Source organism: Pseudomonas defluvii (genome assembly GCF_001695625.1).
Taxonomy (GTDB): Bacteria; Pseudomonadota; Gammaproteobacteria; order Pseudomonadales; family Pseudomonadaceae; genus Aquipseudomonas; species Aquipseudomonas defluvii.
Map to the genome: position 1 here is coordinate 32,483 of NZ_MBPN01000003.1, position 25,058 is coordinate 57,540.

Here is a 25,058-nt window from a genome sequence, read left to right on the forward strand (position 1 = left end):
GGAGCTTGCCTTGCAAATATGCATGGCGAACCCTGAGTCGCTTGAAGGTCCCGCGATCTCGCTAAAGATCGACATCTACGGCGATCTCTTCCGCATCCCGTCGAGCCGACGTTTACGGTCTCAAGCTGCTATCGGCGGCCTCGCTACTCGACAATCGCCGGATGAGCCTGCACTGGACTGCCCAGCATGTCGCGATAGGACGGAGGCTGTTGGCCATCCAGGTCGACAATGCCGTACTTCACCGCAACTTCTGCCCCGATGAGGACCTGTCCGGAGTGCGTCATTCGGTCAGGGTCGCAATACAGCGCGTGAATGACCTTGCCAGTAAACTCCGGGCTTTCCATGACGAACGAAAATTCCTCGTAGCGATCCGGGTGCTCTTGCAATGCGCGTGTCGTGCGCTCCGTGCGCAGCGGACCCATCCAGATGGACACCACCGCGACATCGTAGGGGCGAAAGTCCACGGCCATGTCTTTGGCGAATTTGTCGACACCGGCCTTCTGCGCGCCATAGGCTGCGCCGTGCATGTAGCAGTTCGAGCCAAATGACGAGGTGAACACGATCAGTCCGCCACGATGCTTGGCCATCAGCGGAGCCGCATACCAGCTCACCACATAGGCGGAGCGTAAACCGACGTCGAGGATCTTGACCAGATCGAGCGGCTTCTCCCAGAACGGTCCGGGGTTTATCAGTTGATCGTGTAGAAACGTCGCGTTATTGACAAGGATGTCGAGCCGCCCGCTCTCGCGCTCGACCTGCTCGAAGAGGCTGCGCACCTGCTCATCATCGGCGTGATCGCACGCGACGGCGATGCCCTTGCCGCCTAACGCATCGATTTGGCGCGCCGTCTCGTGGATCGAGCCTGGCAACGGCGCATCGCCCTCGTTCTGCGAGCGGCCGGTCACGTATACCGTCGCGCCCGCCGCGCCGAGTGCCAGAGCAATGCCTTTGCCAGCACCACGCGACGCGCCTGTTACAACCGCGACCAATTGGCTGTGATCGTTACTCATCTGCAGGTGCTCCCATTTCTGTGGCACTCGCCTGAACACCGGCGAAGCGCACACCGGGCTCGGTCTGCTCATAGCTGGCGATCAGCGTGGATGTCACCACGCAGCGCGTGGCGCTGATCTTCCAATGACCGTTGATCTTGCGGTACTCGTCGTCATAGTGCGCGCCAAGCTGGGTGATAGCCCGCGATTGCGTGTCGATCATCTGGTAATGCAAACCCCAGGTGCCACGGGCGTGCTCGTCATCAAGCACATCGATCTGCGGGTTGACGCCATGGTGCATCTCGACGACATGCGGATGGCAGCCGAGCTGTTGGAAAATCGCCACGAGTTGGTCGCGGTCTTCGAACACACCGATCCGGCCGTAGTCGATAAGCACCGGGCCCGGCGCAAAGCAGTCGCGCATGCCCTGCGGATCCTTCAGATCGCAACACGCCAGATAGGTTCACGTGCCGGCATGATGATGCGCACTGACAATGGTTTTTCAGGCTTGCCGCGCAGGAGCTGCGCCTGGGCCGACACGCTTTGTAGCCAGATGACTGCACCAGAAATTCGCTGATCAGCGAGGTAATCTGCTGGTGGATTAACCCGCGTAGGCGACCACTGTCACCCTCCACGCCGATGATGCCATCGCCTGGCACTTCTTTTTCGAGCAATGCCTGCGCGCCGGGCTTGCACTGCGACAGGAAACTGAAATGGCATGCGTCGCTGATTCGAGGTAATGGTTTGACGCCGGGGCAGGGGCTATACAACCCAAAGCAGTTATTCGCGAGCGGCAGAAGCCGACCCATGGCTGCCGGTGGCGACGGGCAGAAATCGGCCAAAAGCAGCCATTCAAGGGCGTCTAAGAAAGCTGAGGAAATCCCCCATTGCGTGGCAATCCCCTCAATGATTCCTGCATGGAGCCGACCCCCTTGTCTAGTACCCAGTCTGAAAGCTAATGTGCAATCCGGCCAACACGCTGGCAAAAGGCCTTGCCGGGTTGGAGCATAACTTCAGTGTCGGCGAAGAAAGCGCATCGTAGATGCTGTCAGCGCGCCTTCAATAGAATTTTATCCACCAATTGGTGTCTATTTATAGTTAGGCCGCCCCATGATTACCGCTAACATCTACAATCGAGTTTTCTTCATCAAAGCGGCAGATTATGGAACCGCATTTGCCATTGACCACGGTGGCAAGCAGTACCTTGTAACCGCCAAACACCTGATTAACGCGGAGAAACAAGAAACAATAAAATTCTTTTTTGATCGTAGATGGGTTGATATGCCAGTAGAGCTAATTGGATTGTGTAGAGGTGAGACGGACATAGCAGTTTTTAGAGCTAACCAAATTCTTTGCACGGGGGATTTACCTCTAGAGCCAAGCTCAGATGGCGTTGTGATCAGCCAAGACGTATTTTTTGTAGGCTATCCCTACAAAATGTGGACAGACGCAGGTAAAGCCATGAACGGACGGCCATGTCCTTTCGTTAAAAAAGGAATTCTCTCCTCGTCTTTTGTTGGAGATGACGGAATTCCTCGGTTATATGTTGATGCACTAAACAACCCAGGCTTCTCTGGTGGCCCAATTGTCTTTCAACCCCCAGGAAAAACCGAATACAAAATTGCTGGCGTCGTCTCAAAGTTCAGAATCGAATTTGAGAGGGTGATTGACCAAAGTGGAGATCACATAGAAATGACCGTGGCATATAACACTGGATTTCTTATGGGTTATGACATTTCTAAAGCAATTGAGGTCATTGAGCGCAATCCAAACGGATTTCCTATACCGTAGCAGGCCTAACAAGTGGTTCAAATCGCTCGCTTCGCTCACTGGGACGGGCTAAAGCCTGCCCCTTAACCAAACTTTAAATTCTTAACGAAATCATGAACTCCGGAATAGAATTAGAAAAGCATGTCCGGCAGGTTTATTCCTTTCTTCTCAACATGAAAGATGAAGGCATTGTAGTTGGTCAAGATGTTCGAATTTTTGATAAGCTTGGTCGCTCTCACCAAGTAGATGTTTACTATCAATTTGAGAAAGCAGGAATTATTCATAAGGTCGCAATTGAATGCAAAGATCACGGGCGACCAGTTGATAATGGGCATGTGGCCAAATTTTTTGGAAAACCTGCTAACGCTGGAAACATCCAGAAAGTGATGGTCTCTAGGCTTGGGTATCAGAAGCTTGCTTACGAAATTGCCGAAGACAACGATGTTATGCTTCTCACGGTTGACGACCTACCGAGATTTAACGAGTTGCTCGCAGAAAGGCTTAAAGCTGTAGCGCTACCCGATGAAAATACAGTCGGGGAGCCGTTCTGGACCATCATGGAAAAAAGAGATGGTCGAGTTGCTGGTAGTTTCTTTGCTTATCCGCACCCAACAACTAATCGGCCGGAAATGCTGCTTTTTTTCTCAAAATACCATGCCGAACGGGCTTTTAAAGAAGCGCAACTTAGCGCTAATCAATGGTGCGTTAGAGGTATGCCTCAATATGTTTTCCGGGCTTTCCTATTGCAATTAGAGCTCTTCGAAATGAGAGGTTGCGGTGCGGCTGTGTTATTTGCGCCTCCAGGCGCACTTAAAGACAAGCCATTTATAACCCTCCCAGCTTCCAGAGAAGATCTAATCGCGGAGTACTACAAGGGTGAACTACCCAGTATCAAAAGTCGCATTTAACAAAGCGCTGCTGTCGGACAAATTTTCCGCTGAGCTCCAAATTTGCCGAAGAGCGTGGCATTAGTAACCGCTTTTGGCCGATTGCTACCCTTCGCGAGACGCAGGTATGGGTCGATTGCAGCCATTCACGACAGGCCACTATCGACCCCAAGCTGCCGTTAAAGGCTAGTGGTTAACAGGCTTTGACCAATGAGTTTCGCGCTCAGCTGATCACTGTCGAAGACTCCAGAGGAGTACGAACCGGCCGAAACCTGTTCAGCACATTCGCTCTATCCAGGCAAACGAGGCAGCCCCCACCCTCCTTGGCCATCCAATGACATTATCGATAACAAATAATTATCGATTTGCCTAAGGCTCACAGCGCCCTCATGGAGGTTCTCGATCAATTCGCGTAGATCGAGAACGCGAGTGCACCAATCGCCATAGCGATCAACTTTTCCAAAAACTCGCCAACCTCTGTAGGTTTGCCCCAATTCATCCATAACCCACGACCAGCCTTCACGAACATACGAATCTACGATGGGAAAAAACTCCGGACGATGGAAATGGAGATATTTCGAAGCGAGACTGCTGTTTTCCCGGTTGTTAGCCTTGGAAAGTGCGCGACAACACTCTAGGTGAATTGCAACGACTTCTGGCAAACGATCCCTCGTAAGCCTGTCGCTCATTCCAATTGATGCCAGCATAGCAGCGCATCTCGACTCCGCAATATACTCGGAGGCTTCGATAATAACTTCAAGGGCCTGCCGTTCGTCCTTGATGTGCCCTCGGGTTTTCCTACGCTCTACCGAGGCAGAATAAGTACGACCTATGAGCATGAGCTTGCCAATTATCTGCGCTTTGTCGCTATTGCTGGGCTGGGCGGCAACCGCTTCGTAAAGCATTGAGTTCAATACGTCAAAGGGCGGACATCCCTGTGAATTTCCTAGCCACTGTGGCTGTGGTGGAAAGAGGGCTTGATAAGTCGACTTTTTATCTTTCATAAAAATGCTAACTGACTAGAGTTTGATTATTACCAATAACGTATGACAGATACGTTATCTAAGCGAGCGTTTTCACTAAAAAATTCGAAAACTAAGTAATTGCAAATTCTCCTTCCAAATTACCGTTAACTAAACCGCGCATTGTCTCCCATCATAAACGGGATGCTACCTGAACATCCAATAGCAGTTAAAAATCTCGATGACAGCGCCACCGCAGTGTGCTGACGAAAATATTGCCACTATCAATCTCTCTGCCAGAAGATGCCAAAGTCGCCCAATTAGCTGCCCTTTACCCCGGGCAGCTAGCGGCCAAAAAGAGTAATGCGAAAAAGCCATCTGGCATCGCCAGAATGTTTAATCGGCAATATTCAATACACTACCCTACGCATCGCGCTATTGGTCTTATCGACGATTCGATTGCGCATTACTTCGGTAAAGGAAGTCAGCTCCGGATAGATGAAATCTTTCGTGACTCCGTACAGATTAAGCTCCCGCTGTATCTCGATGCCCAAGGCCCCAGGAATATCGATTCTCAAAACCCCCATACTGCCATCCTTCTCGGCGAGACTGACTGGGTCAGCGGACACGATGGTGTTCTGGCACGTAAAGTCCATAGCCCTGAAAACAGGCTGCGTAATATCTTTGGAGAACAGAAACACACCTTGTTGATTCTTGATTCGAGGATTCAGCGGCAACGGCTCAATAATATAGTTAGTTGAGCTATGAATGGTGACCGCACTTAGTGGGGCAACCGAGTTTACGACCTCTTTATCTAGAAAATTTCTCATTTTATGAGCTGGCTTTCCTTGCAGCGTTCCAGCAATCTGCATGAAGTTGAGTGCAATTAAATCTGGATTTATTTTTACGGGAGGGATAAGAAATTCAGGCGAAGTAGATTTGTCAACGATGCCGTGGATGGCATCCAAGAGCTGATAATCAATGGCAGAGTTAAACCGATCGTCCACCAGCTTCCTAATCTCTTGCAGCCTAACCTGCTCGTCTCGAACCGAGGCAGTGAACGTGTCACTATTGGCTATCGAAATGGTTATGTTGTCGGGCGTATTGTAGTACATGAAGACCGAACAGTCGCGATCTTCTTTTGCCCTTTCCGTTGCAAAATAGAGCGCAACGAGCGGGTTTTTACTCCAGTCAACCAGACGGGTCTCGAGACCATAGTGCTGAGCAACCATCATCAGATCAAGATCGTTTAACTTGTAACTCTTTAGAGAATGCACCTCCTCGTAAGTCGGCATATTTTTCTTAAACTCATTGAACAACGCCCTGGCTAGCTGGTAGGGGTAGGTAGTGTCGAAGGATGTATAATCATTTTTTTCAAGCAGACGGTAGAATGAGGCATTCACGTCATGCTTGCTGGAGCCTTGTCCTCGAAAAAATGCGGGCTCATTTTTCGGATAGAAATGCTTAACAATTCGCAAGAACGCGCCAACACTATTAATGGTCTCGAAATCGCTCATTCTAGTCCCTTAGCTGGTTTGTGATCATGGTCGGACAACTCATAGATCTGCTATTTAGTCAAAGCCTCAGCAAATGGCGCTAGCCAGTTCCTGAGTCGGTGCCATTTTTGCTTATTGGTCACCGCTTACAACCGTTGATGAAAGGCGGCTATGGGTCGTTAGCGGCCGGTCGCGACTGACAGCTTTCGACCCATAGCTGCCGTTCTGGAGGGCAGCTAACGGCCATAGATGCCTAAGAGTTCAGGAGCGACTCTATCAGTTGCACGCGACCAGATCATTCTCGGCCAGCAGTTGCAGCATCCGCTCGCGGGAGCCTGGAGCGCCCAGCATGACCATCAGCAGGCATTGGCCAGCGCTTCAAGATTGGCCAGCCGGACTGATGATTTTGCTCGTAGCGCTGCTTGGGCAACTCATGCCAAGCAATTCGAATACGAATTCAAGTGGCGGGAAGAAGATACAGCCCTCGCGATATGGTACTGGGGTCTCGCACTGGCTATTGATCAGGTCGAGCAGGTTTTCGTTGGTGTGAGCATCCATGTTAGGAAAACTCCTGACGGTTCTGACCTCGTTGGCAGCACCCTGAACACTTCTTTTTTCAAGCACATCACTATCAGGTGGAACCAATAGTGTCACTTTGATAGCTTCCGTATCAGCAGTTCGCCCCCAAACAGAAAAGCTTTTTCGAGAAGGAATCATGGGCCCACTTTACGAACAACAGTCGCTCTCTCCATTGGCAAACCTTATCGTTGATCGCGCGATCGAGAACACCAATCGAAAACTGATCGCCGGCTTTCGCAACAAGAAGAACTCCCGCCCGAACGCTAAGACCGCCGACCCGTTGCAGGCCGGCAAGGACACCCTTGCCGCCACATCGGCGCAGAGTGCGATGGATGTTGCCAATCGCGGGGTAGCGTGGAAGGAGATTCTGCTGAAAAGCTTGTCAGCGGGAATCGGTTCACTTTCTACCTTGCAGTTCGATGGAGAGATCGATCTCAGCGCTGCCGATACCTCCAGCACCAGCCAACTGCCCGAGAAGCCCGGCGTTTATGTGGTGTATGACGCGAGCGGCCAGCTGGCCTACATCGGCGATAGCACCAACATGCGACAGCGTTGGCAGGACGGACACCTGAACGACCATCGCAATGGCAACAAACAGGGCGAACCGTACAAGCTTTCCGAGCAACTCGAAGCAGGATGCAAGGTGAAATTCGTGACCATGGACTCGGCCGAAACAGCTGCTGCCTTGGAAGCACACCTTATCAAGACCGAAAACCCGCCCATCAACAAGCGCCAGGAACTGCATCAGGAGCAAGGCACCCGCAGCAACATCGAAGCTAAGAAGCTCAAAGACACCCTGGGCAATGCCGCTGACGTCGCTCTGGGTGCTGGCAAAGAGGCGCTGAAAAACTCAGGCTGGCAATTGCTGGAACAATTGACTTCAGCCGCAATCATGGCCGTTAAAGACGAACTGGTCGACGTATTCATGGGTGGCGCTGCTCGCCTGAAACAGCGCGTGGAGCGCTTCCTCAAAAAGATCTGGGCGGTGATCGAGAAAATCATCGAGGCGCCCCTGAAGCTGCTCAACGGCATCGTCGAATTCATCGTCAATGCCTTGTCCAAGGCGATTCGCCAAGTCTACAACCTCGCCCGCAACCTCTTCGACCTCGCTCACGGCGCCTGGCAACTGTACAAAGGCGCGCAGTCGATGAGCCGGGAAGAGTTGATCCAGAAGATCGTCGAGACCGTAGTCGTCAGCGGCACGCTGGTGCTCTGGGACGGCCTGGAACCGATGATCGAGTCGCAACTGATTCCTCTAACCGGGGTGGCAGCACCCTATATATCCTGCGTGCTGTCGGCCATCGGTTTCGGGCTGTGCAGTTATCACTTGCAGAACCTCGTGCCTGCTATCGTTGCCTACCTAGTGGATTTCAAAACCGGGTGGAGCGAGTCGCTGGAAGCCAAACAAGAGGCGGCGCTGCAGCTCATCAAGGTGCAGGAAAACGAATGGCTGATGGCCGAAGGGCTGATCGAATATGCGCATTCGGTAGATGCGCTGGCCAAGGACGCAACAGACCACCACGAACGGCTGGCTCGGCACACCAGCGTGCGTGCAATCGATTTTTCGGCACTCTTGCCAACTAACCGTATTTCGCAGGAGTCCTGACGTGTTCAATTTTCTGAGTGGCAGAGTTGTACTTACCGGGTCGCCGGCCGATGAAGTAGTCCTTCAACCGGTGCAACAGTTGCTGCCGGCGCCGCGCTCCGAAGAGAATCAGCTGAAAGACTTCCATGAAGGCCTGAAAAAGCTCAATGACGCGATACAGCGTGGTTCAAAGACCAGAGAGCAATTGAACGACTTTCAAAACCAAGGCAGTTGGGACTCTTTCTGGGGTGGTTTGTCGGGTAGGAACGACAAAGACCTGGCCAAATTGCTGACCGAACTTGGCGCGAGCCTTGAGGTGACGCAGAGCGTGGTGCAATTGGTCACCCAGGTGCACACAGTGAACAACAATGTACTGCGCGGTTTCAATGATGCTCTGGTACGCGAGATCGAACGCCTGCAAGCGGATACCCAGACCCTGGAAGGCAATCAGAACGGGGCACTGGTAGTGCTCTACGAGTTCAAGCATCAGATCGACGAACTGTTGGCGTTGGCAGATGGCTATGAGTACTGCAGGCATGCAGTGAACCAACTGGCCGCCGCGCAGAACAACCATGAGACGGAGTTACAGGCATTGGGCCTGGCCTTCTCGAACGGCACCCGGATGCAGGAGCAACTCAACGCAGTGTCCTCGCGCCAGTTAGCCCAGCTGGGGGATGCTCAGGAGGCCCAGCAGAAGCAGATCGAGCGAGTGACCAAGCTGTTCGGCAGTGAAATCCAAGCGAGGGAACGCCTGTCGACCTCGATGACGGCGTCATTGAAAGAAGTGAGCGACGCAAGCGAGGCGCTAGCCCAGCGTGTGGAATACGTCGAGTCGAAGATGAGCGAATTACTGGAAAACCAGCAACGAAGCCAGGCTCGAATCGAGCAGCTAGAAGCGCAGTTGCTGGCCAAAACCGGCTGGCTGCGGCAGCAGGCCGTGGCCCTTGTTGCGGTGGTGCTTTCAGGTGCGGCGCTCGCCTCAATATTTGCCTCATGAGGTAGCACGAGGGCAGTATCGATCTCGACAATTCTCACCATCTGAATCATCCCTAGTTCCGTAGACACCTTTAAGCGGCCGTTTTTGGTTGTTGGTGAACGACCGCTTTTTGGTTGGAAGCCGACCATTGCGAACGGCTGCTTGTGGCCCAGAGTGTGTAAAAACGCTTTCGTATCTTGAGTGCGTCAACCAGGCGTTCCCGGACGATGCGTTGCCCAAGCGTTTGCCGCGATAAGCATTACTGACGTTCCAAAGCGGTTATGGAGCGGTTTAGCGCCTTCTGGAGCAGAGAAAACCGAGGCTTTACGCCGCCATCACCTTCAGAAACCTGCTGTACCGATGATGTTCATAACCCGCTTCATGTTGTAGGCGAGCACATTCAGACTCATCTCCGCGCTTACCCCGACCAGTTTGCACGTCAGGAAATGCGTTGAGCCCATCCATTGTTTGAGCGTCCCGAAGGGATGTTCAACTGTCCTTTTTCGGATTCGCATCATGTCCGGTGCATGGTTCAACCGACGCTGCATTTCCTCCAGCACCGCTTCATGTTCCCAGCGCCTTACTCGACGATTTTTGCTCGGTGTGCACTGCGTTTTCAGTGCGCAGCACTGGCATTTCGAACTCCAGTAGCAGTGCATATTCATGCCTTTCTCAATACTGGAGAAGCGCCAGGGTAGCGACTCTCCCGCCGGACAGATGTATTCGTTTTTCGTTGCGTCATAAACGAAAGCATCTTTGTTGAATCGACCATCCGCTTTGGCGCTTGAAGTCATCGGCTTTGGCACGTAGGCAGTGATGTCCGCGTCGTGACAAGCAAGGATTTCTTCACTCTTGAAGGAACCTCGGTCAGCTACCACCGCCAACGTTTCTGACGCCATGGCTTCGCGAGCCTGCTTCGCCATCGAGCTGAGTTGATCGCGGTCGGAACCGTAGTTGGTAACCTCATGAGCAACGATCAAATGGTTCTGGGTATCGACCGCTGTCTGCACGTTGTAGCCGACGATTCCCGTGCCGCGCGTCATCATGGAGCGGGCGTCTGGATCGGTCAGTGAGACCTGTTTATCCGGCGATTCATTGAGCTGGATTTCGATCGCTTGAAGCTCTTTCATTTGCGTCTTCAGCTTGGCGATTTTCTCTTCCAACCGCACGGCGCTGGGCTCGGAGGCTGTTGGTTCTTGCCGATCGGCAGCATCGAGTGTCGTCAGGTAACGGTTGATGCTCGATTCAATTTCTTCCATTCGCCGCTTCAGTTTGGCACTGGTGAAATTGCGGTCGCGGTTGTTGACTGCTTTGAATTTACTGCCATCGATGGCGACCAGATTTTCTCCAAACAGTCCCAACTGCTGACAGAGCACAACAAACTGGCGACAAACGCCTCGAATGGCCTTGCTGTTGTCTTTTCGGAAGTTGGCGATGGTCTTGAAGTCCGGCATCAAACGCCCGGTCAACCACATCAGTTCGACGTTGCGTTGGGCTTCTCGCTCCAACCGTCGGCTCGACTGGATGCGGTTGAGATAACCGTAGATGTAGATCTTCAACAAGATCGCGGGGTGGCAAGCAGGCCGGCCAGTATCGGCGGGAATGGCACCGTCAAAACCCAGATTGACCAGGTCCAGTTCGTCGACGAAGACGTCGACTACGCGCACCGGATTGGTATCGCTGACGTAATCGTCGAGGCTTTCGGGAAGTAAGATGCCTTGGCCTCGATGTTCACCTTGGATAAAGCGCTTCATGGGCGATCCCTGCGATGAAATCCTCAGAAATCATAGCAAGGGTTCGCAGAGGCGTTTTTACACAATCTCGGCCGTGAACTGCCCTCCATGAAGGCAGCTATGGGTCGAAAGCGGCCACTATCAAGTAATGGATTTGGCCATTTCCGACGTTCCAGTCCAACCGATTTGCTCATAGACCGGTTTGCCCGTATTGGTGGCGTGCAGGACAGCGAAGGTGATTCCTCGGCGAGCAAACTCGGCGTCAGCAGCTTGCATCAAGGCTGAAGCTAGACCTCGGCGGCGGTAGGCCGGCTGGACGAACACGTTCAACACGTACCCACGCTTATCCAGTGTTGGGTGCGATGGATGGGGAGGCCAATCAATGCTCATCAGGCCAATGGCTGCGACCGGTTGGTCGCCATCCAAGAGTTTGAATCCGTAATACCGACCGTCACCGAGCCGCTCCTCCAGCCATGGGCGAAAGTGCTGAGTCATGACCCGTAGTTCTTCAGGGTTCCCACCCGCCTCAAGAAACATTTCCTGGCGATGTGAGCAGATCATTTCTACGTCAGAGGGCCCAACAGGCCGGCACTCCAGACCGGAAAATTCTACACATCCTTGTAATTCGGTCATCGTTTTTCCAGCGTCAGTAGCATCGATTCATAAGGAGGCATCCTATGGCACCTTCAGGCGTATCTGCAATGGCTCGGCAGTGAAGCGTGCGCACAGCAACTGATACGTGGACAATAAGCTTGCCCCAACTACAGACAAAGGAAACGCGCGCATGTTGAACACGGATGAACCGGTTATCGGGTTGGTCGATGCCTTTGGTTCGGGGGCGGGTTGTATCGGCAACGCTGAGCAATGGACGCTGGTGTTCTACCTGGCCGCCTGGAAAAGCCAGGACGGTACCCTGACACAGCAGCGGCAGCGGTGTGAGATGCCGGTAGAGAAGAGTGCAGTCGAACATTGGATGCGTCAGGTTCGTGCCTACAGTCAGCATACCCTCCATGTGCAGGGGGAGGCGGCGAGCGGTGCAGTCCTGGTGCGCAGTATTACGCCTTGTCAGGCCGCCGATGCCGAGCTGAAGCGTGTTGCGGACGATCTGCAAATTCCTGTGCGGTTGGATACCCCGGAATTTGGTGTGCTTGAGCGGGAAAAGTGCTCCGATCAGTTTGAGGGGACGGCGCTCTGGAACGGTTCAGAGATCAACCTGCTGTTGCGTTGCGCCGACCCCGAGAGCCCTCAGGCTGTGATCTCGCTGGCGGCGGACCTGTTTCAGGCACAGCAGCAGTGGCATCGTCGTATCAGCGATTTTGCGTTGAGCCAACTGTTGCCGCTGAAGAATGAACACTGGCTTGGTGAAGATGAAGCGCAATGTACTGCTGCGGACTTCCTGTCATGCATGAAGCTGCTCACCATCGAAATCGACGACGCCGGGGATTTCACCTTCTGGCATGAGGACGGTGAGCTGTTCTTCGGCCATGCCATCGAGGTGCGCGGCAATCTGGTCGATGGGCCGACGGACGCCGATATTCCTGGCTAGTGTGCCGCTGCGTTTCAGCCCCCGCTGGCGGTCAGGATGCTCGCCACCTGCCTCGGTTGGCAGTTGAGGTAGGCCGAGGATTTCAGCCAGCGTTGGTCGGGGTACCAGGAAAACATGAACTGGCCGCCCTTGAGTTTGTCGATAACCTGCCGCGCTACCTGTGGTCGAACGGCCGGGCAGCCCTGGCTGCGGCCGATACGGCCCTGGCGCTTGCTCCACAAGGGGTTCACATAGTCGGCGGCATGAATCACGATGGCACGGTCCCGCGCCTGGTCGTTGAAGCCCGGCTCCAGGCCGTCCATGCGTAGCGAGTAACCGTGGCTGCCCTCATAGCTTTCCTGGGTGCGGAACAGCCCGAGGCTGGACTGGTAGCTGCCTTGGCGATTGGAAAACTGGGTGGCGAAATTTTCCCCGGACTTTTGCCCATGGGCGACCAGGTCGCGCAGCACTACGGTCTTCTTGTTCAGGTCGAAGATCCAGAGCCGGCGTGCCGTGGAGGGTTGGGAGTAGTCGATCACGGCCAGGTGCCGTGCTTGCCGGGCGCCATTGTTGACGGCACATTGCATGGCGCTCAGGGCGCCTTTTAGCGCTTGGGGATTGAGTTCTGGAGCGGCCTGCGAGAGGCTGTCATACAAAGCAGGATTGTTTGTGTTGGCGGCGAACGTTGGCGTGCAGATCACGCCCAAGGTTGCTGTTGCCAGAAAAAGTCGGCACAAAAAGGTCAGCATGTGTGAAGAGTCTCCCTTACCACTTTGACTCCTGACATCGTGTCGTCCACCTCGGCAGCCTAGCTTGTACACTGGCCCGATTGTTTGTCGTATCTGCTGCAAAGGTTGACCGTCAACCGTGACGGCCATGGATTGGAGTAAAGCAGTTGTTCAAAAAGTCCGCATGTTACTTGAGCATTTGCTTGCTCGCTGCGCCATTGGTCGCGTTTGCCGAAGTGGCGCCCGCCGAGAATCAAAGCCCGCTGCAATTAGCGCTCACCCAATTGGCGGTCGCGTGCCCGGGCCTGGCCAAGCACGTGGACACGCCGACGCAGGCGCTGCTGCAGGCCTTCTATCAGCAGCAACAGGGCCTTGCGCTGTGGTCGGTCAACGGGCGCGTGGCGGCCTTGCACGCTGAGTTGCAGCGCTTGGCCGACGATGGCCTGGACCCGGCCAACTACGCGTTGCCGGCTGCCAATGGGGCGGGCGACGCGCTGTGTGCTGATATCCAGATCAGCCAACAGTACCTGCAGGCTTTGCAGGATCTGCACTATGGTCGTTTGCAGCAGGCGCGTTTCGAGCCCCTGTGGCATGCCAATGAGGTGCCGCGTGATCGAGGTGCCGAGGTGCTGGCGCTCGCCGGTCCGGGGCTGCAGAACATTGCCGGGGCCTTTGCCCAGGCCCGCCCGAGCCTGGAGCAGTATCAATACCTGCGTCATGTGTATGCCCAGCAGCGCCAGCAGCCGTTGCCCCACTGGCAGTCGCTTGCCAGCGGCCCGTTGCTGCGCCCGGACATGCAGGATGAGCGGGTGCCGCAGCTTGCACAGCGGTTGTTGAACGAGGGCTATTTGAGCAGCCTCCCGGTTACCGTCGATTCGCACTACAGTGCCACGCTGGTCAATGCGGTGAAAAATTTCCAGCTGAGCCATTCGCTGCAAGCGGACGGGGTGATCGGGCCGGGAACCTTGAACGAGTTGAACGTCAGCCCGGCGGCGCGGCGCGAGCAGTTGCGCATCAACCTTGAACGCTTTCGCTGGCTGGCTCAGAACATGGAGCCTACCAGCCTGCTGGTGAATGTCGCGGCGGCCCAGTTGATCGTCTATCAGAACGGGGTACCGGTGTGGCAGACGCGCACGCAGGTGGGCCGTGCCGAACGTCAGACCCCGCTGCTGAAGTCCCGGGTAACGCGGCTGACCCTGAACCCGACCTGGACGGTGCCGCCGACCATTCTGCGTGAAGACAAGCTCCCGGAAATTCGTCGGGATCAAACCTTCCTGAGCCGGCAGAACCTGCAGGTGCTGGACAGCGATGGGCAGCCATTGGCGCCGGAGGATATCGATTGGGAGAATCCCGGCAACATCCTCTTGCGTCAGGGGGCGGGGCCGAGGAACCCGCTCGGGCAGATGGCGATCCGTTTCCCCAACCCGTTTTCGGTGTACCTGCACGACACGCCCAGCCAGGCGCTGTTCAACAAAGGGCCTCGCGCGTTCAGCTCTGGTTGCGTGCGGGTCGAGCACGCGTTGCAGTTGCGCGATCTGCTGTTGAGCCCGGCCGAGCGTGCCCGCACGGACCAACTGTTGAGCACCGGGCTTACCCATGAGTTCCGCCTGGCAACGCCAGTACCGATTGTGCTCACTTACTGGACGGCTCAGGCCGACAGCCAGGGCAAGGTGTCCTATGCCCCGGATATCTACGGGCACGATGCCGCATTAATGGCCGCGCTGGCGGCGAAGCGCTGACGCGGCTGGGCAAAACGCCCGATTTTGTTCTGTTCACGGCCATGATGCACCAGCGCGTAGCGGCGAGTACCTTCCGCTACGCGCGCTCTCATCCCTGTACCTCGATTCCTTCGGTGTCCCTGTCGATCCATGCGGTTTTTTGTTACCTCCTTGGAGGTAATGGCAGGCAGTTTGGCAGATAGATTGCTTTTACCTTCGGGAATGAAATTTTCTTTTTGGGAAATTTTGTTGACGAACCTGAGGCTAGGGGCGGGCGATTGATCGCACGCCACTTATGAGAGCAATGCTGCATCACTGTTGAGGAATACACATGAACGGTTCTTTCAGAGGTGGCCGATTGGCGGCGGTCGCTGCGCTCACGTCAGTGACGCTCCCTACGTGGGCGGCGGATCAGCCGCTTGCGCTTAACAGCGGTGACACCGCCTTTGTGACGACGTGCGCGTTGGTGGTGTTGTTGATGACCTTGCCTGGCTTGGCGTTGTTCTATGGTGGCCTGGCACGTAGCAAGAATGTGCTCTCGATTCTGATGCAGGTGTTTTCAGTTGCATCGTTGATGTCGGTGCTGTTTGCGATTTACGGCTATTCCCTGACGTTCACGTCAGGTGGCGAATGGCAAGCGGTTATTGGTGGGCTCGATAAACTGTTTCTCAAGGGCGTAGGCCCCGACGCACTTCAAGGCACCATTCCTGAGTTGCTGTACTTCTTGTTCATGCTGCTGTTCGCGGCCATTACCCCGGCGATCATCTGCGGCGGTTTCGCTGAGCGGATGAAATTTTCGGCGGTCATGGTGTTCATGGCCATCTGGTTGACGATCAATTACCTCCCCATGGCGCATATGGCATGGGGAGGCGGTTGGGTGTTCGACCTGGGTGTTCAGGACTTCGCGGGCGGTAACGTGGTGCACGTCAATGTCGGCATTGCATCGCTGATCGGCGCCTTCCTGCTGGGGCGCCGTCGCGGCTACGGAACCTCGGCGCTGGCGCCGCATAACATGACCATGACCATGACCGGTGGCTCGATGCTGTGGGTGGGCTGGCTGGGTTTCTGTGGCGGTTGTGCATTGGTGGCCAATGGTTTTGCCATGCTGGTGATGGTCAACACCATGCTCGCCAGCGCGGCAGGGGCGTTGGCGTGGTTGTTCGTCGAGTGGAAGCATCGTGGCAAGCCGAGCATGCTGGGTGCGTTGTCCGGGGCTATTGCCGGCCTTGTCGCGATCACTCCGGCCTGCGGTTTCGTAGGCCCAATGGGCTCTATCCTGCTGGGTTTGATCGTTGCTCCGATCTGCTTGTGGGCCGTGGAAAAACTCAAGCCGATCCTGGGGCTGGACGACGCATTCGATGTGTTTGGCGTGCATGGCGTTGGCGGTATCGTCGGCGGTTTGCTGACCCCGGTGTTCGCCATGACCTCTCTGGGCGGGCTGGGTTTCAGCGGGGAGCGCGGCGTGCTGGATCAGTTGTTGGTCAATGGTGGCGTCTTGGCGTTCAGCATCCTGTTCTCGGCGGTGTCGAGCTTTATCGCCTTCAAGGTGGCCGCCGTGCTATGCCGTGGCCTTCGTGTCGACGAAGAACATGAAGTGGACGGTCTGGACCTGTCGTCTCATGGTGAAGTGGGCTACAAGTACTCGAATTAAGGAGCGCACTCATGAAAGTGATCACTGCGATCATCAGGCCTTTCAAACTCGACGATGTACGTGAGGCCTTGGCCGAAGTGGGGGTGACAGGGTTGACGGTGACCGAGGTCAAGGGCTTCGGTCGGCAGAAGGGGCACTCCGAAATCTATCGGGGCTCTGAATACGTTGTCGACCTGATTCCCAAGATCAAGCTTGAAGCGATTGTCACCGATGCGCTGTGCGAGGCAGCGCTGGAAGCCATCATCAACGCTGCACGCACGGGCAAGATCGGGGATGGCAAGCTGTTCGTCACCGAGGCGTCACAGGTTGTCCGGATTCGTACCGCAGAGGTTGGCGCCGACGCGGTCTGAGCCTCGAGGGTGGGCGAAAGGGGCGACCTGTGGATGCAGGTCGCCCCTTTGCATCACGGTTGATGGTCGGTGTTTTTCAGGGTGTTGTTATGACCGCTCTACAGATTCGCACCGTCGGGGTCACGGACATCCAGGTCCATGACATCTACCTGGGCCTGGGTAGCAACCTGCGCCGGCAATGGCATTTGAGTCAGGCGTGCATCGCGTTGCGGGCGTCGCTGGGGCCATTGCGTTGCTCTCTGGTCTTTGAAAGCAGCGCGGTCGGGCTAGAAGCACCGGCCTTTTTCAATATGGTCGTGCAGGCGAAGACCACCCGTTCCCTGGCCTCCCTGGTTGCTGAGTTCAAGGCGCTGGAGGCGTATTTCGGCCGCTGCCGGCAGACGCCGGAACAGGTCAGCCTGGACATTGATCTGCTGATGTATGGCGAGCAGGTTGGACAGTTCGGTGACCTTGAGTTGCCACGGCCAGAGATCCTGGAGCAGGCCTTTGTGCTTAAACCCCTGGCCCAGCTGGCGCCAACCTGCCGGCATCCGCGCAATGGGCAGACGTTCAGCGAGTTGTGGAACGGCTTTGTCGTAAACGCGCCGCTGACCGCGGTTGAGCTGAGTTTGCCGTCGCTGGGCTGAGGGCGGTATCGGTGAAGGGGCAGGTGAGGGCGCCTGCTGCGCAAGAGCCACCGACATCTCTGCCGGTGGCCCGCGTCTGTGGCAACGGCTGGCGAGTGGGGCTCAGCTGAAGATGACGGTCTTGTCGCCGTTAATGAACACCCGGTGCTGCAAGTGGTACTTCAGTGCTTTGGAGAGTGCAATGGTCTCGGTATCCCGGCCGATTGCCACCAACTGCTCGGCCTGGTGGGCGTGGTCAACACGCTGTACTTCCTGCTCGATGATCGGGCCCTCGTCGAGGTCGCTGGTCACGTAGTGGGCGGTGGCGCCGATCAGTTTAACGCCACGTGCGTAGGCCTGGTGGTAGGGTTTGGCACCCTTGAAGCCGGGCAGGAAGGAGTGGTGGATGTTGATTGCGCGGCCAGACAGCTTGCGGCAGAGGTCGTCGGACAGAATTTGCATGTAGCGCGCAAGCACCACCAGGTCGGTTCCGGTTTCCTCGACGATTTTCATCAGTTCGGCTTCCTGCTGGGCCTTGTTGTCTTTGTTCACCGGCAGGTAGATGAAGCGGATACCCTCGCGTTCGGCCATGTGCCGCAGATCGAGGTGGTTGGAGACAACAGCGGTGATCTCCATGTGGAGCTCGCCTTTGTGATGGCGGTACAGCAGGTCCACCAGGCAATGGTCGAACTTGCTGACCATGATCAGCACTTTGGGCGGCTGGCTGGAGGAAAACAGTTCCCACTGCATCTCCAGTGGCGTGGCAACGTCAACGAAACCGCTGCGCACACGGTCGATGTCGGGCTCGCAACCGTCGTTGAAGCGGAACACCGCGCGCATGAAAAAGCGCGAGGTGACTTCGTCGTCAAACTGCGAGAGTTCGCTGATGTAGCACTGTTGGTTCGCAAGGAAGGTGGTGACGGCGGCGACGATACCCGAGCGTGCCGGGCAACTGATTTTCAAGACGAACTGGTTCATGGCGGGGTGATCCAATGGAGGGAATGGGTGACAGCACACGGGGCGCGCGGCTGCGGCCCCGTGTGTCGGGTTAGCCTTTGGCGGTACGTTTTTTCTTCTCGGGGTCGTCGAACGGCATTTCATGGGCGATGGCGCTGGCTTCCAGGCTGCCTTTGACCACCAGTGGCGTGCCATGCACGGCGATGGCGGTGTCCATTCGGGCGATGGCCAGGGAACGTTGTGTCAGGCGTGAGTACATAGGGCAGGTGATAACGCCGACCTGCTTGCCGTCCTGCCATAAGGTATCGCCTGGTTCGGCGGCGAGTGGGGCGTCTATCAGTACGCCGAAGATCTTGAAACGCTCCTGACCTTGCAGGCGGTAGTGCTCGTGGGCGCCGCGAAAGTCCTGCTTGCCTGGCGAGACGGTGAAGTCCAGGCCCAGCTCCCAGAGCGTGTCCCCGGCTTTTTCCTGCGCAAACGGGTACATCTCGGAATTGTCATAGGGGAAGAACAGCAGGTAGCTTTCGGTGCGCAGCCAATCCAGGGCGAGGAACGCACAGGGGATGATGCCCAGAGGATGGCCTTTCTCCAGAATGGTGTCCCAGATCAAGGGGGCATCGGCGGCCTTGCAGAAGATCTCATAGCCGCGTTCGCCGGTGTAGCCGGTGCGCGAGATCATCACCGGGCGACCGAAGAGTGTGGTCTGGACATGGTGGAAGTAGGGCAGGTCGCGAATGCCCGGCACGTGTTCGGCAAGGAAGTCCACCGCCAAGGGGCCTTGCAGCGAGAGGTCGTGGAGGTCGTCATCGAACAGCACGGCGACCTGGCGCCCCGCCGCCTGGCGAACCAGCATCTCATGGCCGTTGCCTGCCCCGTGCACGACCATGAAGGCGTTAGGGCCCGTGCGATAGATCACGCAGTCATCGGCGAACTTCCCGTCTTCGTTGAGCATGCAGGCATACACCGACTTGCCCGGGTAGACCTTGCTGATATCCCGAGTGGTGGCGTAGCTGAGCAGGCTTTCGGCGTGAGGCCCGACGTAGTGGACTTTCTTCAGCCCCGAGACATCCATCAGGCCAGCCTTGGTACGGATCGCCTCGTGATGGTCGGCCAGGTCCGAGGCGTAGGTCCAGGCGGTGCCCATGCCGTTCCAGTCTTCGAGCGCGGAGCCCAGGGCCAGGTGTCGGTCGCGCAGTGCGCTGATGCGCCATGAATGAGCCATTGATCGTTTCCTTCTAACGGGTCGTTGAGAGAGTCAGGCGTGTGGGTCGAACTGGCTGAGCCACTCCAGCAATGGCTGGCGGTAGCGGGTCATGCCCTTGTAGTCGGCGATGGGGGCGGGCAAGTCGCGTAGCACGCGATGCAGGCGCTTGGCCCAGGCGGGGTTGGTGACGAGTTCGTTGAGGCTGATCAGGTAGGTACGAATACTGAACATCAGCCCGTTGCTGCGCGGCAGGCGCGCCATGAATTGCAGCTCGACCCGCAGGTGCACCAAGGCCCCGGCGTTTTCTGCGGTGACGGTGCTGCGGTCGTGGCCCCATTCGTGGAAGGTTTCCGGCGAAGTGTCCATGCGCGGATTGATCGTCAGCGTCCAGTTCAAGCGGCGTACCGGCTTGTCCACTTGAATGTTCAGCAGGTATTTCAAGGCACGGTCAAACACGCCCAGTTCATGCGCCATGGGCACTGGGGTGTGCCATTGCTTGAAACTCATGCCGGCGTCGAAGGCCAGTGACCAGTCCGCCGGGCTTGTGACCATGCCCGCATCCATGAACAGGTCGTTGTCGCGCTGGTCGAGCAGGGCGATATCCCCCTGAACCTGGCGGGTAATGAACTCCAGTGGTTCGCAGGGCAGTGTGTCGGGATCACCAAAGGTAAAGTGCTGATCGATACCCAGAACGTGGTTCTGCCAATGCCATTGGTCACCGGTACGGGTGAGGCTGAATAGCGTCGGGTAGTCGTTGCTCAGGTGTTCCATGAACATCTGCAGCGCGTCCCAGGTAGCCGTCTGCATATGTGGCATGACCAGATAGCGGCGCGGGTCTTGCTGCACTACCCGCGCCCGCTCGGCCATCTCGGAGCGGTAGTGCTCGTCAATGTCGAACCAGTGCTCGAACACCGAGCCCGGCTCGCGGGGCGTGGCCGGTTCGATGTTGACCGAGTACATGTACTGGTCTTCCGGGAATGGGAACGGAAAACGTGCGATCGCTTGGGCACTGTTGCTAAAGGTGAAGTCGTCGCGGTACGTCTCGATGGGTTTGAGGGTCGGTGTCATGGCCAGGCTCCAGGCAAAAGTCAGAGGTCGAGCACCAGCGAGCTGCCACAGCCGCGGGACACACACGGCATCAGGCGGTCAGCGCGCTCGGTAGCGGCAAGGAAGTGGTCGCGGTGGGTTACATCGCCCTTCACGTAGCGGGTCACGCATTGCCCGCAAACCCCGCCACGGCAGAGGTTGGGAATTTCGACCGCATTGGCCTCGAGGGCTTCGAGCAGGCTTTCGTCAGCGCCGACCTCGATACGCCGTCCACTCTGTGCCAATTCAACGCTGAACGGTACGCCGGGTTCGGCGCTGCTGAAGGCTTCCCAGTGAATACGTCCGTCCGGCCAGCCCAAGGCACTGGCCTGTTCCCGGACGCTGGCCAGCAGTCGCTGCGGCCCGCAGATGTACAGGTGGCTGCCCAGTGGTTGGTTGCTCAGGATCGGTGCCAGGTTCAGTGGCCGCTCAAGGCTGTCGTAGGCATGCAGCCTGTCGCCCAGGCGCGTGGCCAGCGGCTGCACATAGGCATCGGTGAGGCCGCTGCGATAGGCGTAGTGCAGCTCAAATGAGGCGCCTTCGCATAACAGGTGCTCGCTGTAGGCCAGAAACGGTGTGATGCCGATACCCCCGGCGATCAGGATGTGATGACGACCCAGGGTATGAATGGGGAACAGGTTGGCGGGGCGAGAGACGTTCAGCACTTCGCCCACCTTCAGGGTTTCGTGCAGGTACCTTGAACCGCCGCGTGAGTGTTCCTGCAAGCGCACGGCAATGCGATAGGCCGTGCGGCCTGCAGGTGCGTTCAGCAGTGAGTAGGCATTGCGCAGGGTGCGTTGTGCCAGCGGAACATGTACCTGGATATGGCTGCCTGCCGAGTAAGGGGGCAGGGCGGTGTCGACGGCTTCAAAGGTGATCTCGCGAATCACCGGGGTGATGTTGATGGCAGCCTGCACGCGTACCTGGATAACGTCATTCATGCTGGCAACTCCGAGTAGGGTGCGTCTGCATTCAGGCAAACGCCCAGGTAGGCACCCAAGCGTCGTGAGAAATGCCCACGCACCTCCAAGGCAACAGCGCAGGCCGGGCATTTCACCGCGTCGGCCAGCGGGTGGCTGTGCACGCTGGAGCAGTGCACACAGTAAACAGGGCGTTGCACGGTTTCGGTTGGGGCGCAGAGGCTGATTTCGTCGTTCGAAAAACCGTGCGTGATGGCCTGTGCATGGATCGCCCAGATGAAGGCTTCGCTGCCGAGCACATGCAGTTGCACACCCACATGCAGGCGTGCAAAGCGCTGCTCCAGGACCTGCTGCAGGCTCTGCAGCGAAGGGCTGTCCGCGGCTCCCAGAACCAGGCAGTCGACCTGTCGGGTTTGCGCCAGGCGGCTGACCAGTGCCTGTGTGCGCGGCAAGTCACTGCCGTCGCTGATCAAAAGGTGGCACTGGGCATCGGGATTGATTGCCATGGGCGGGTAGTAAGGGACGCTTTTGAATGGGGCATGGGGGCTTGCCGTTGAGTTGGCCATGTGCGCTCTCTGCTGGGTGGATCACCCTGGCAAGCCTGAAGGACTGGCCAGGCGGGATAGGCTCATCAGTGGCAGGGTCAAGTCGTAAGGTCGCGTGCAACGCTTTGATGCAATCGAGGCCTTCAGGCCTTCTGTTGGTGCGCGCTGTTTCGCCTCGGGCAGCGCCTGCGCCTTGCACGGATGGCTCAGGGCGCTCTTTCCTGTTGGTAGATATAGTTTCCTACAGGGAATTACCTGGCAATTCGCTCATTGGGAGTACCTCTTAAGGGGTAATGCAAAGGGGTACGGAACTTGCTCATTGATTCATCCTGCAATGACACCGCTGTCGGCATGCAGGAGGAGGGTCTTTGACGGATTGTCCAATGAGCGAGTACGCGGCTATCGACCAGAAGGCGTTGACGTTACTGCAAACCGAATTGCTGTTTGCCCTGCTGGGTGAAGAGGACGTCAATCTGCTGCTCGAGGGCTTTGTTGCCCAAGCCTCCAGCCTGCTTGTGGGTGCGAGCCTGCACCTGGACCTGCACATGCCGGCCGCGCCCGAAGACGAACGTGCGGTCAATGTTCACGTGCCCGGCCAAGAGGGGCATGGACGGTTGACGATGAGTGTCGTGGAGGTCGCTCCCGAGGGCGCGCGGACGCTGCTGCTGGAGCTTGCCCGCTTTATTGAGCGCGTGTTGCTGCATGCATTCAAAGGCTCCCTGCTATCACCCGGCCAACGTGCAGTACCGCAGTCGATGATTGCCCGGGAATTGCACGATGGGGTCGCCCAGGAGCTGGCCTATCTGTCACTGCAGACCGCTCGGCTGCAGCGTCGTATACAGCAGCCAGACAAGGCCTTGGCCATCGTCGAGGTGCTCAAGGGCGGGCTGTCGAGGTTACAGCGGCAAGTCCGCGAACTGATCAGTGAAGCGCGGCTGACCATGAACGGCAAAACCCTGCGTGAGTCTCTCGGCGAATCCGTCGAGGAGCTCTCACGGCGCAGCAACATGGTGTTTCATCTGGACAACCGATTGCCCGATGGTCTGTTGTCGGGCGACGTCGAACTGCAGCTGCTGCAAATTGTTCGCGAGGCACTGGTCAACGCGCTGCGCCATGCGCGGGCGCGCAATGTCTGGATCAGCCTTGTCCGTGACAATGCCGCCGGGGTGTTGATGCATGTCGAGGACGACGGCATCGGGCTGCAACCGGCTTCACATGAGGTTGGGCATTTTGGCATGTCCATCATGCAGGAACGGGCGGCGCTGATCGGCGCCGGGTTTGAGGTCGGGGCACGCCAGGGTGGAGGCACTCGCCTGGCGCTGGTGCTCCCAGCTGAGGCATTTTCCTTGAGGAGTCACCCATGAATCACACATCGATCGTCTTGATTGATGACCATCCCTTGTTCCGCCGTGGCCTTTCGGAAATGTTCGCCGACAGCGGCGACCATGAAGTGGTCGGGCAGGCGGCAGAAGGGCTGCTGGGGATCGACCTGGTGCTGGGGCTCAAGCCCGATTGCGTCTTGCTCGACCTGCACATGCCTGGCATGACGGGGCTGCAGGTGCTTGAGGAGTTGAATCGGCTCAAGTGTGAATGTCAGGTGATCGTGCTGACGGCCTCGCTTGACCGGGTGGAACTGGTCACCGCGTTGCGCCTCGGGGCTCAGGGCTTCTTGCTTAAAGACACCGATCCTGAGGTGTTGCTCGACTATGTCCGCTGTTGTGGCCGAGGCTCGGCGGTGCTCAACGAGAGCCTGGTGGCCTTGCTCGCGGATGCTTCCGGCACAGCCGTCAGCGATGCCGCAAGCGCGGCCCATGGCCAGTTCGCGGGCCTCACCGAGCGGGAGAAGCAAACCCTCAACCTGCTTGCCCATGGGTTGAGCAACAAACTCATTGCCCGTGACCTGCGGATCAGCGAGGGGACGGTGAAGGTGTACGTGAAGAACCTGATGCGCAAATTGCAGATGCGCTCACGCCTTGAATTGGCGGCCTGGGTTCACCAGAACTGTGCTACCCCGTTTGTCGGAGGGAGGACCAATGCCGTTCACTGAGTTCGCGAGCGTGGCCAACCTGCTGGATGACTTTCCTGTCGCACTGGTGGTGCTCGATGGCGAGGCACGGATCATCGGGCACAACGCCCACTGGTCACAGCGTATGACGCCGACGGTCGGCAGCCTGCTCAGCGATGCGGTTCACCATGAAGACCAAGCGCTGTGGCAGGCCTTCATCGCCCGTTGGCAAACGCCAGAACCCGTAGCGCAATCCCTTGAGCTGCGGCTGATCGATCAGGGCAACGGGGTGCTCTGGTGTGAGGTGTATTGCCGGTTCAAGGCCGGCTGTGCCCTGTTGTCGTTTCAAGACCGCACCTCTCGGCGTCAGCAGGAAATTCAATTGCTGGCCAGCCATCGCAGTGCCAGCGACCTGTTGCACAACTTGCCGTTCATGATTTATCGCGGCCGGATCAATCGTGAGTGGAGCATGGAATTCGTCAGTCGAGGGTGTGAGCAACTGACCGGTTTCAGCGCGCAAGCTATCGAGGACCGGGACGCCGGCGGCTATGGTCGGCTGATCTTGTCGGAGTACGCTGATTACATCTGGTATGGCGTACAAACCGCATTGCTCCGGCGCGAACCGTATTCGCTGACGTATCAGATCCGTTGCGCCGATGGCACGGTCAAGTGGGTGCAGGAAGAGGGCACGGGCATTTTCACCGATGGCGGCGAGGTGCTGGGTATCGAAGGCGCGATCTTTGAGGTGCGGCCAGTCGCCGCTGGCTAGCCAGCGGCGATGGACCTT

24 protein-coding genes and 2 pseudogenes are annotated in these 25,058 nt (G+C 57.0%); 13 read left to right on the plus strand and 13 right to left on the minus strand.

All coding sequences use genetic code 11. The features are described 5' to 3' along the window. Positions 1-143: 143 nt before the first annotated feature. The 3 genes and pseudogenes from EKA13_RS01250 to EKA13_RS28210 all read right to left on the minus strand — a co-directional run. Positions 144-1,010 carry an SDR family NAD(P)-dependent oxidoreductase gene (locus EKA13_RS01250; RefSeq protein WP_065757722.1) on the minus strand — a complete coding sequence of 289 codons (867 nt, stop codon included), beginning with the start codon at positions 1,008-1,010 and terminating at the stop codon, positions 144-146. Continuing rightward, positions 1,003-1,446 (minus strand): nuclear transport factor 2 family protein, encoded by a 444-nt coding sequence (locus tag EKA13_RS01255; protein WP_281182052.1) that lies wholly within the window; start codon positions 1,444-1,446, stop codon positions 1,003-1,005. The genes EKA13_RS01250 and EKA13_RS01255 overlap by 8 nt, the downstream gene beginning before the upstream one ends. 85 nt (positions 1,447-1,531) lie before the next feature. Beyond that, positions 1,532-1,720: pseudogene (locus EKA13_RS28210) on the minus strand (dienelactone hydrolase); the annotation flags it as partial. A gap of 379 nt (positions 1,721-2,099) precedes the next feature. Here EKA13_RS28210 and EKA13_RS01265 point away from each other — a divergent pair. Next, on the plus strand, positions 2,100-2,780 hold the full coding sequence (locus EKA13_RS01265) for a S1 family peptidase (protein WP_065757723.1): 681 nt from the start codon (positions 2,100-2,102) through the stop codon (positions 2,778-2,780). Between the two features lie 92 nt (positions 2,781-2,872). Next, complete coding sequence (locus EKA13_RS01270; RefSeq protein WP_218060833.1) at positions 2,873-3,667, plus strand: restriction endonuclease; 795 nt, start codon at positions 2,873-2,875, stop codon at positions 3,665-3,667. Between the two features lie 269 nt (positions 3,668-3,936). On the opposite strand, the gene EKA13_RS01275 is transcribed toward EKA13_RS01270, so the two are convergent. After that, a complete protein-coding gene (locus EKA13_RS01275) occupies positions 3,937-4,650 on the minus strand; it encodes a hypothetical protein (RefSeq protein WP_125862909.1) in 714 nt (237 codons plus the stop codon). A gap of 368 nt (positions 4,651-5,018) precedes the next feature. Next, positions 5,019-6,125: an FRG domain-containing protein gene (locus tag EKA13_RS01280; protein ID WP_065757726.1), complete on the minus strand. Its 1,107-nt coding sequence runs from the start codon at positions 6,123-6,125 to the stop codon at positions 5,019-5,021. 228 nt (positions 6,126-6,353) lie between these two features. Between EKA13_RS01280 and EKA13_RS01285 the strand changes: the two genes are divergently transcribed. From EKA13_RS01285 to EKA13_RS01295, 3 genes are all read left to right on the plus strand, one after another. Further along, positions 6,354-6,752, plus strand: a complete 399-nt coding sequence (locus EKA13_RS01285; RefSeq protein ID WP_065757727.1) for a hypothetical protein — start codon at positions 6,354-6,356, stop codon at positions 6,750-6,752. 67 nt (positions 6,753-6,819) lie between these two features. Continuing rightward, entirely contained in the window at positions 6,820-8,289 is a 1,470-nt protein-coding gene (locus tag EKA13_RS01290; RefSeq protein ID WP_065757728.1) for a GIY-YIG nuclease family protein, read from the plus strand. Between the two features lies 1 nt (position 8,290). Further along, a complete protein-coding gene (locus EKA13_RS01295) occupies positions 8,291-9,265 on the plus strand; it encodes a hypothetical protein (protein ID WP_065757729.1) in 975 nt (324 codons plus the stop codon). Between the two features lie 303 nt (positions 9,266-9,568). Here EKA13_RS01295 and EKA13_RS01300 read toward each other — a convergent pair. Together EKA13_RS01300 and EKA13_RS01305 are read right to left on the minus strand one after the other, a co-directional pair. Next, positions 9,569-10,998: pseudogene (locus EKA13_RS01300) on the minus strand (IS1182 family transposase). 120 nt (positions 10,999-11,118) lie between these two features. Further along, the gene (locus EKA13_RS01305) at positions 11,119-11,610 is read right to left on the minus strand and encodes a GNAT family N-acetyltransferase (RefSeq protein WP_065757731.1); all 492 of its coding nucleotides are present in this window, start codon (positions 11,608-11,610) and stop codon (positions 11,119-11,121) included. Positions 11,611-11,761: 151 nt separating this feature from the next. On the opposite strand from EKA13_RS01305, the gene EKA13_RS01310 reads away from it, so the two are divergent. Beyond that, positions 11,762-12,523 (plus strand): DUF2262 domain-containing protein, encoded by a 762-nt coding sequence (locus EKA13_RS01310; protein ID WP_065757732.1) that lies wholly within the window; start codon positions 11,762-11,764, stop codon positions 12,521-12,523. 14 nt (positions 12,524-12,537) lie between these two features. Here EKA13_RS01310 and EKA13_RS01315 read toward each other — a convergent pair whose 3' ends face one another. Beyond that, a complete protein-coding gene (locus EKA13_RS01315; protein WP_065757733.1) occupies positions 12,538-13,251 on the minus strand; it encodes a murein L,D-transpeptidase catalytic domain family protein in 714 nt (237 codons plus the stop codon). Positions 13,252-13,397: 146 nt separating this feature from the next. On the opposite strand from EKA13_RS01315, the gene EKA13_RS01320 reads away from it, so the two are divergent. The 4 genes from EKA13_RS01320 (at position 13,398) to folK (ending at position 17,575) form a co-directional block, all read left to right on the plus strand. Beyond that, positions 13,398-14,969: a L,D-transpeptidase family protein gene (locus EKA13_RS01320; RefSeq protein WP_065757734.1), complete on the plus strand. Its 1,572-nt coding sequence runs from the start codon at positions 13,398-13,400 to the stop codon at positions 14,967-14,969. A gap of 310 nt (positions 14,970-15,279) precedes the next feature. Next, entirely contained in the window at positions 15,280-16,599 is a 1,320-nt protein-coding gene (locus EKA13_RS01325) for an ammonium transporter (RefSeq protein ID WP_083199718.1), read from the plus strand. Positions 16,600-16,610: 11 nt separating this feature from the next. Continuing rightward, a complete protein-coding gene (locus EKA13_RS01330) occupies positions 16,611-16,949 on the plus strand; it encodes a P-II family nitrogen regulator (protein ID WP_065757735.1) in 339 nt (112 codons plus the stop codon). An 89-nt stretch (positions 16,950-17,038) separates the two neighbouring features. Continuing rightward, positions 17,039-17,575 (plus strand): 2-amino-4-hydroxy-6-hydroxymethyldihydropteridine diphosphokinase, encoded by a 537-nt coding sequence (gene folK, locus EKA13_RS01335; RefSeq protein ID WP_065757736.1) that lies wholly within the window; start codon positions 17,039-17,041, stop codon positions 17,573-17,575. A gap of 102 nt (positions 17,576-17,677) precedes the next feature. On the opposite strand, the gene purU is transcribed toward folK, so the two are convergent. The 5 genes from purU to EKA13_RS01360 form a co-directional block, all read right to left on the minus strand. Beyond that, a complete protein-coding gene (gene purU / locus EKA13_RS01340) occupies positions 17,678-18,532 on the minus strand; it encodes a formyltetrahydrofolate deformylase (RefSeq protein WP_065757737.1) in 855 nt (284 codons plus the stop codon). A gap of 70 nt (positions 18,533-18,602) precedes the next feature. Further along, positions 18,603-19,733: an aminomethyl transferase family protein gene (locus tag EKA13_RS01345; RefSeq protein ID WP_065757738.1), complete on the minus strand. Its 1,131-nt coding sequence runs from the start codon at positions 19,731-19,733 to the stop codon at positions 18,603-18,605. 33 nt (positions 19,734-19,766) lie between these two features. Beyond that, on the minus strand, positions 19,767-20,783 hold the full coding sequence (locus EKA13_RS01350; RefSeq protein ID WP_065757739.1) for a heme-dependent oxidative N-demethylase family protein: 1,017 nt from the start codon (positions 20,781-20,783) through the stop codon (positions 19,767-19,769). Positions 20,784-20,803: 20 nt separating this feature from the next. Further along, the gene (locus EKA13_RS01355) at positions 20,804-21,742 is read right to left on the minus strand and encodes a PDR/VanB family oxidoreductase (RefSeq protein WP_065757740.1); all 939 of its coding nucleotides are present in this window, start codon (positions 21,740-21,742) and stop codon (positions 20,804-20,806) included. Beyond that, positions 21,739-22,287: a dimethylamine monooxygenase subunit DmmA family protein gene (locus EKA13_RS01360; protein ID WP_083199720.1), complete on the minus strand. Its 549-nt coding sequence runs from the start codon at positions 22,285-22,287 to the stop codon at positions 21,739-21,741. The genes EKA13_RS01355 and EKA13_RS01360 overlap by 4 nt, the downstream gene beginning before the upstream one ends. A 362-nt stretch (positions 22,288-22,649) precedes the next feature. Here EKA13_RS01360 and EKA13_RS01365 point away from each other — a divergent pair, with 362 nt between their 5' ends. Genes EKA13_RS01365 through EKA13_RS01375 form a run of 3 tightly spaced genes read left to right on the plus strand, consistent with a single transcriptional unit; the run spans position 22,650 to position 25,040 of the window. Continuing rightward, on the plus strand, positions 22,650-23,630 hold the full coding sequence (locus EKA13_RS01365) for an ATP-binding protein (protein ID WP_065757741.1): 981 nt from the start codon (positions 22,650-22,652) through the stop codon (positions 23,628-23,630). After that, entirely contained in the window at positions 23,627-24,313 is a 687-nt protein-coding gene (locus EKA13_RS01370) for a response regulator (RefSeq protein WP_065757742.1), read from the plus strand. Before EKA13_RS01365 ends, EKA13_RS01370 begins: the two co-directional genes overlap by 4 nt. After that, positions 24,300-25,040, plus strand: coding sequence for a PAS domain-containing protein (locus tag EKA13_RS01375; RefSeq protein WP_065757743.1), 741 nt, complete (start codon positions 24,300-24,302; stop codon positions 25,038-25,040). Before EKA13_RS01370 ends, EKA13_RS01375 begins: the two co-directional genes overlap by 14 nt. Positions 25,041-25,058 lie beyond the last annotated feature (18 nt).

Coding starts and splice junctions, on each gene's coding strand:
- EKA13_RS01250 (WP_065757722.1), bottom strand. CDS start 1,010: ATGAGTAACGATCACAGCCAATTGGTCGCGGTTGTAACAGGCGCGTCG.
- EKA13_RS01270 (WP_218060833.1), top strand. CDS start 2,873: ATGAACTCCGGAATAGAATTAGAAAAGCATGTCCGGCAGGTTTATTCC.
- EKA13_RS01315 (WP_065757733.1), bottom strand. CDS start 13,251: ATGCTGACCTTTTTGTGCCGACTTTTTCTGGCAACAGCAACCTTGGGC.
- EKA13_RS01305 (WP_065757731.1), bottom strand. CDS start 11,610: ATGACCGAATTACAAGGATGTGTAGAATTTTCCGGTCTGGAGTGCCGG.
- EKA13_RS01375 (WP_065757743.1), top strand. CDS start 24,300: ATGCCGTTCACTGAGTTCGCGAGCGTGGCCAACCTGCTGGATGACTTT.
- EKA13_RS01325 (WP_083199718.1), top strand. CDS start 15,280: ATGAACGGTTCTTTCAGAGGTGGCCGATTGGCGGCGGTCGCTGCGCTC.
- EKA13_RS01265 (WP_065757723.1), top strand. CDS start 2,100: ATGATTACCGCTAACATCTACAATCGAGTTTTCTTCATCAAAGCGGCA.
- EKA13_RS01275 (WP_125862909.1), bottom strand. CDS start 4,650: ATGAAAGATAAAAAGTCGACTTATCAAGCCCTCTTTCCACCACAGCCA.
- EKA13_RS01290 (WP_065757728.1), top strand. CDS start 6,820: ATGGGCCCACTTTACGAACAACAGTCGCTCTCTCCATTGGCAAACCTT.
- folK (WP_065757736.1), top strand. CDS start 17,039: ATGACCGCTCTACAGATTCGCACCGTCGGGGTCACGGACATCCAGGTC.
- EKA13_RS01370 (WP_065757742.1), top strand. CDS start 23,627: ATGAATCACACATCGATCGTCTTGATTGATGACCATCCCTTGTTCCGC.
- EKA13_RS01280 (WP_065757726.1), bottom strand. CDS start 6,125: ATGAGCGATTTCGAGACCATTAATAGTGTTGGCGCGTTCTTGCGAATT.
- EKA13_RS01360 (WP_083199720.1), bottom strand. CDS start 22,287: ATGGCCAACTCAACGGCAAGCCCCCATGCCCCATTCAAAAGCGTCCCT.
- EKA13_RS01330 (WP_065757735.1), top strand. CDS start 16,611: ATGAAAGTGATCACTGCGATCATCAGGCCTTTCAAACTCGACGATGTA.
- EKA13_RS01350 (WP_065757739.1), bottom strand. CDS start 20,783: ATGACACCGACCCTCAAACCCATCGAGACGTACCGCGACGACTTCACC.
- EKA13_RS01355 (WP_065757740.1), bottom strand. CDS start 21,742: ATGAATGACGTTATCCAGGTACGCGTGCAGGCTGCCATCAACATCACC.
- EKA13_RS01345 (WP_065757738.1), bottom strand. CDS start 19,733: ATGGCTCATTCATGGCGCATCAGCGCACTGCGCGACCGACACCTGGCC.
- EKA13_RS01285 (WP_065757727.1), top strand. CDS start 6,354: ATGCCTAAGAGTTCAGGAGCGACTCTATCAGTTGCACGCGACCAGATC.
- EKA13_RS01365 (WP_065757741.1), top strand. CDS start 22,650: ATGAGCGAGTACGCGGCTATCGACCAGAAGGCGTTGACGTTACTGCAA.
- purU (WP_065757737.1), bottom strand. CDS start 18,532: ATGAACCAGTTCGTCTTGAAAATCAGTTGCCCGGCACGCTCGGGTATC.
- EKA13_RS01310 (WP_065757732.1), top strand. CDS start 11,762: ATGTTGAACACGGATGAACCGGTTATCGGGTTGGTCGATGCCTTTGGT.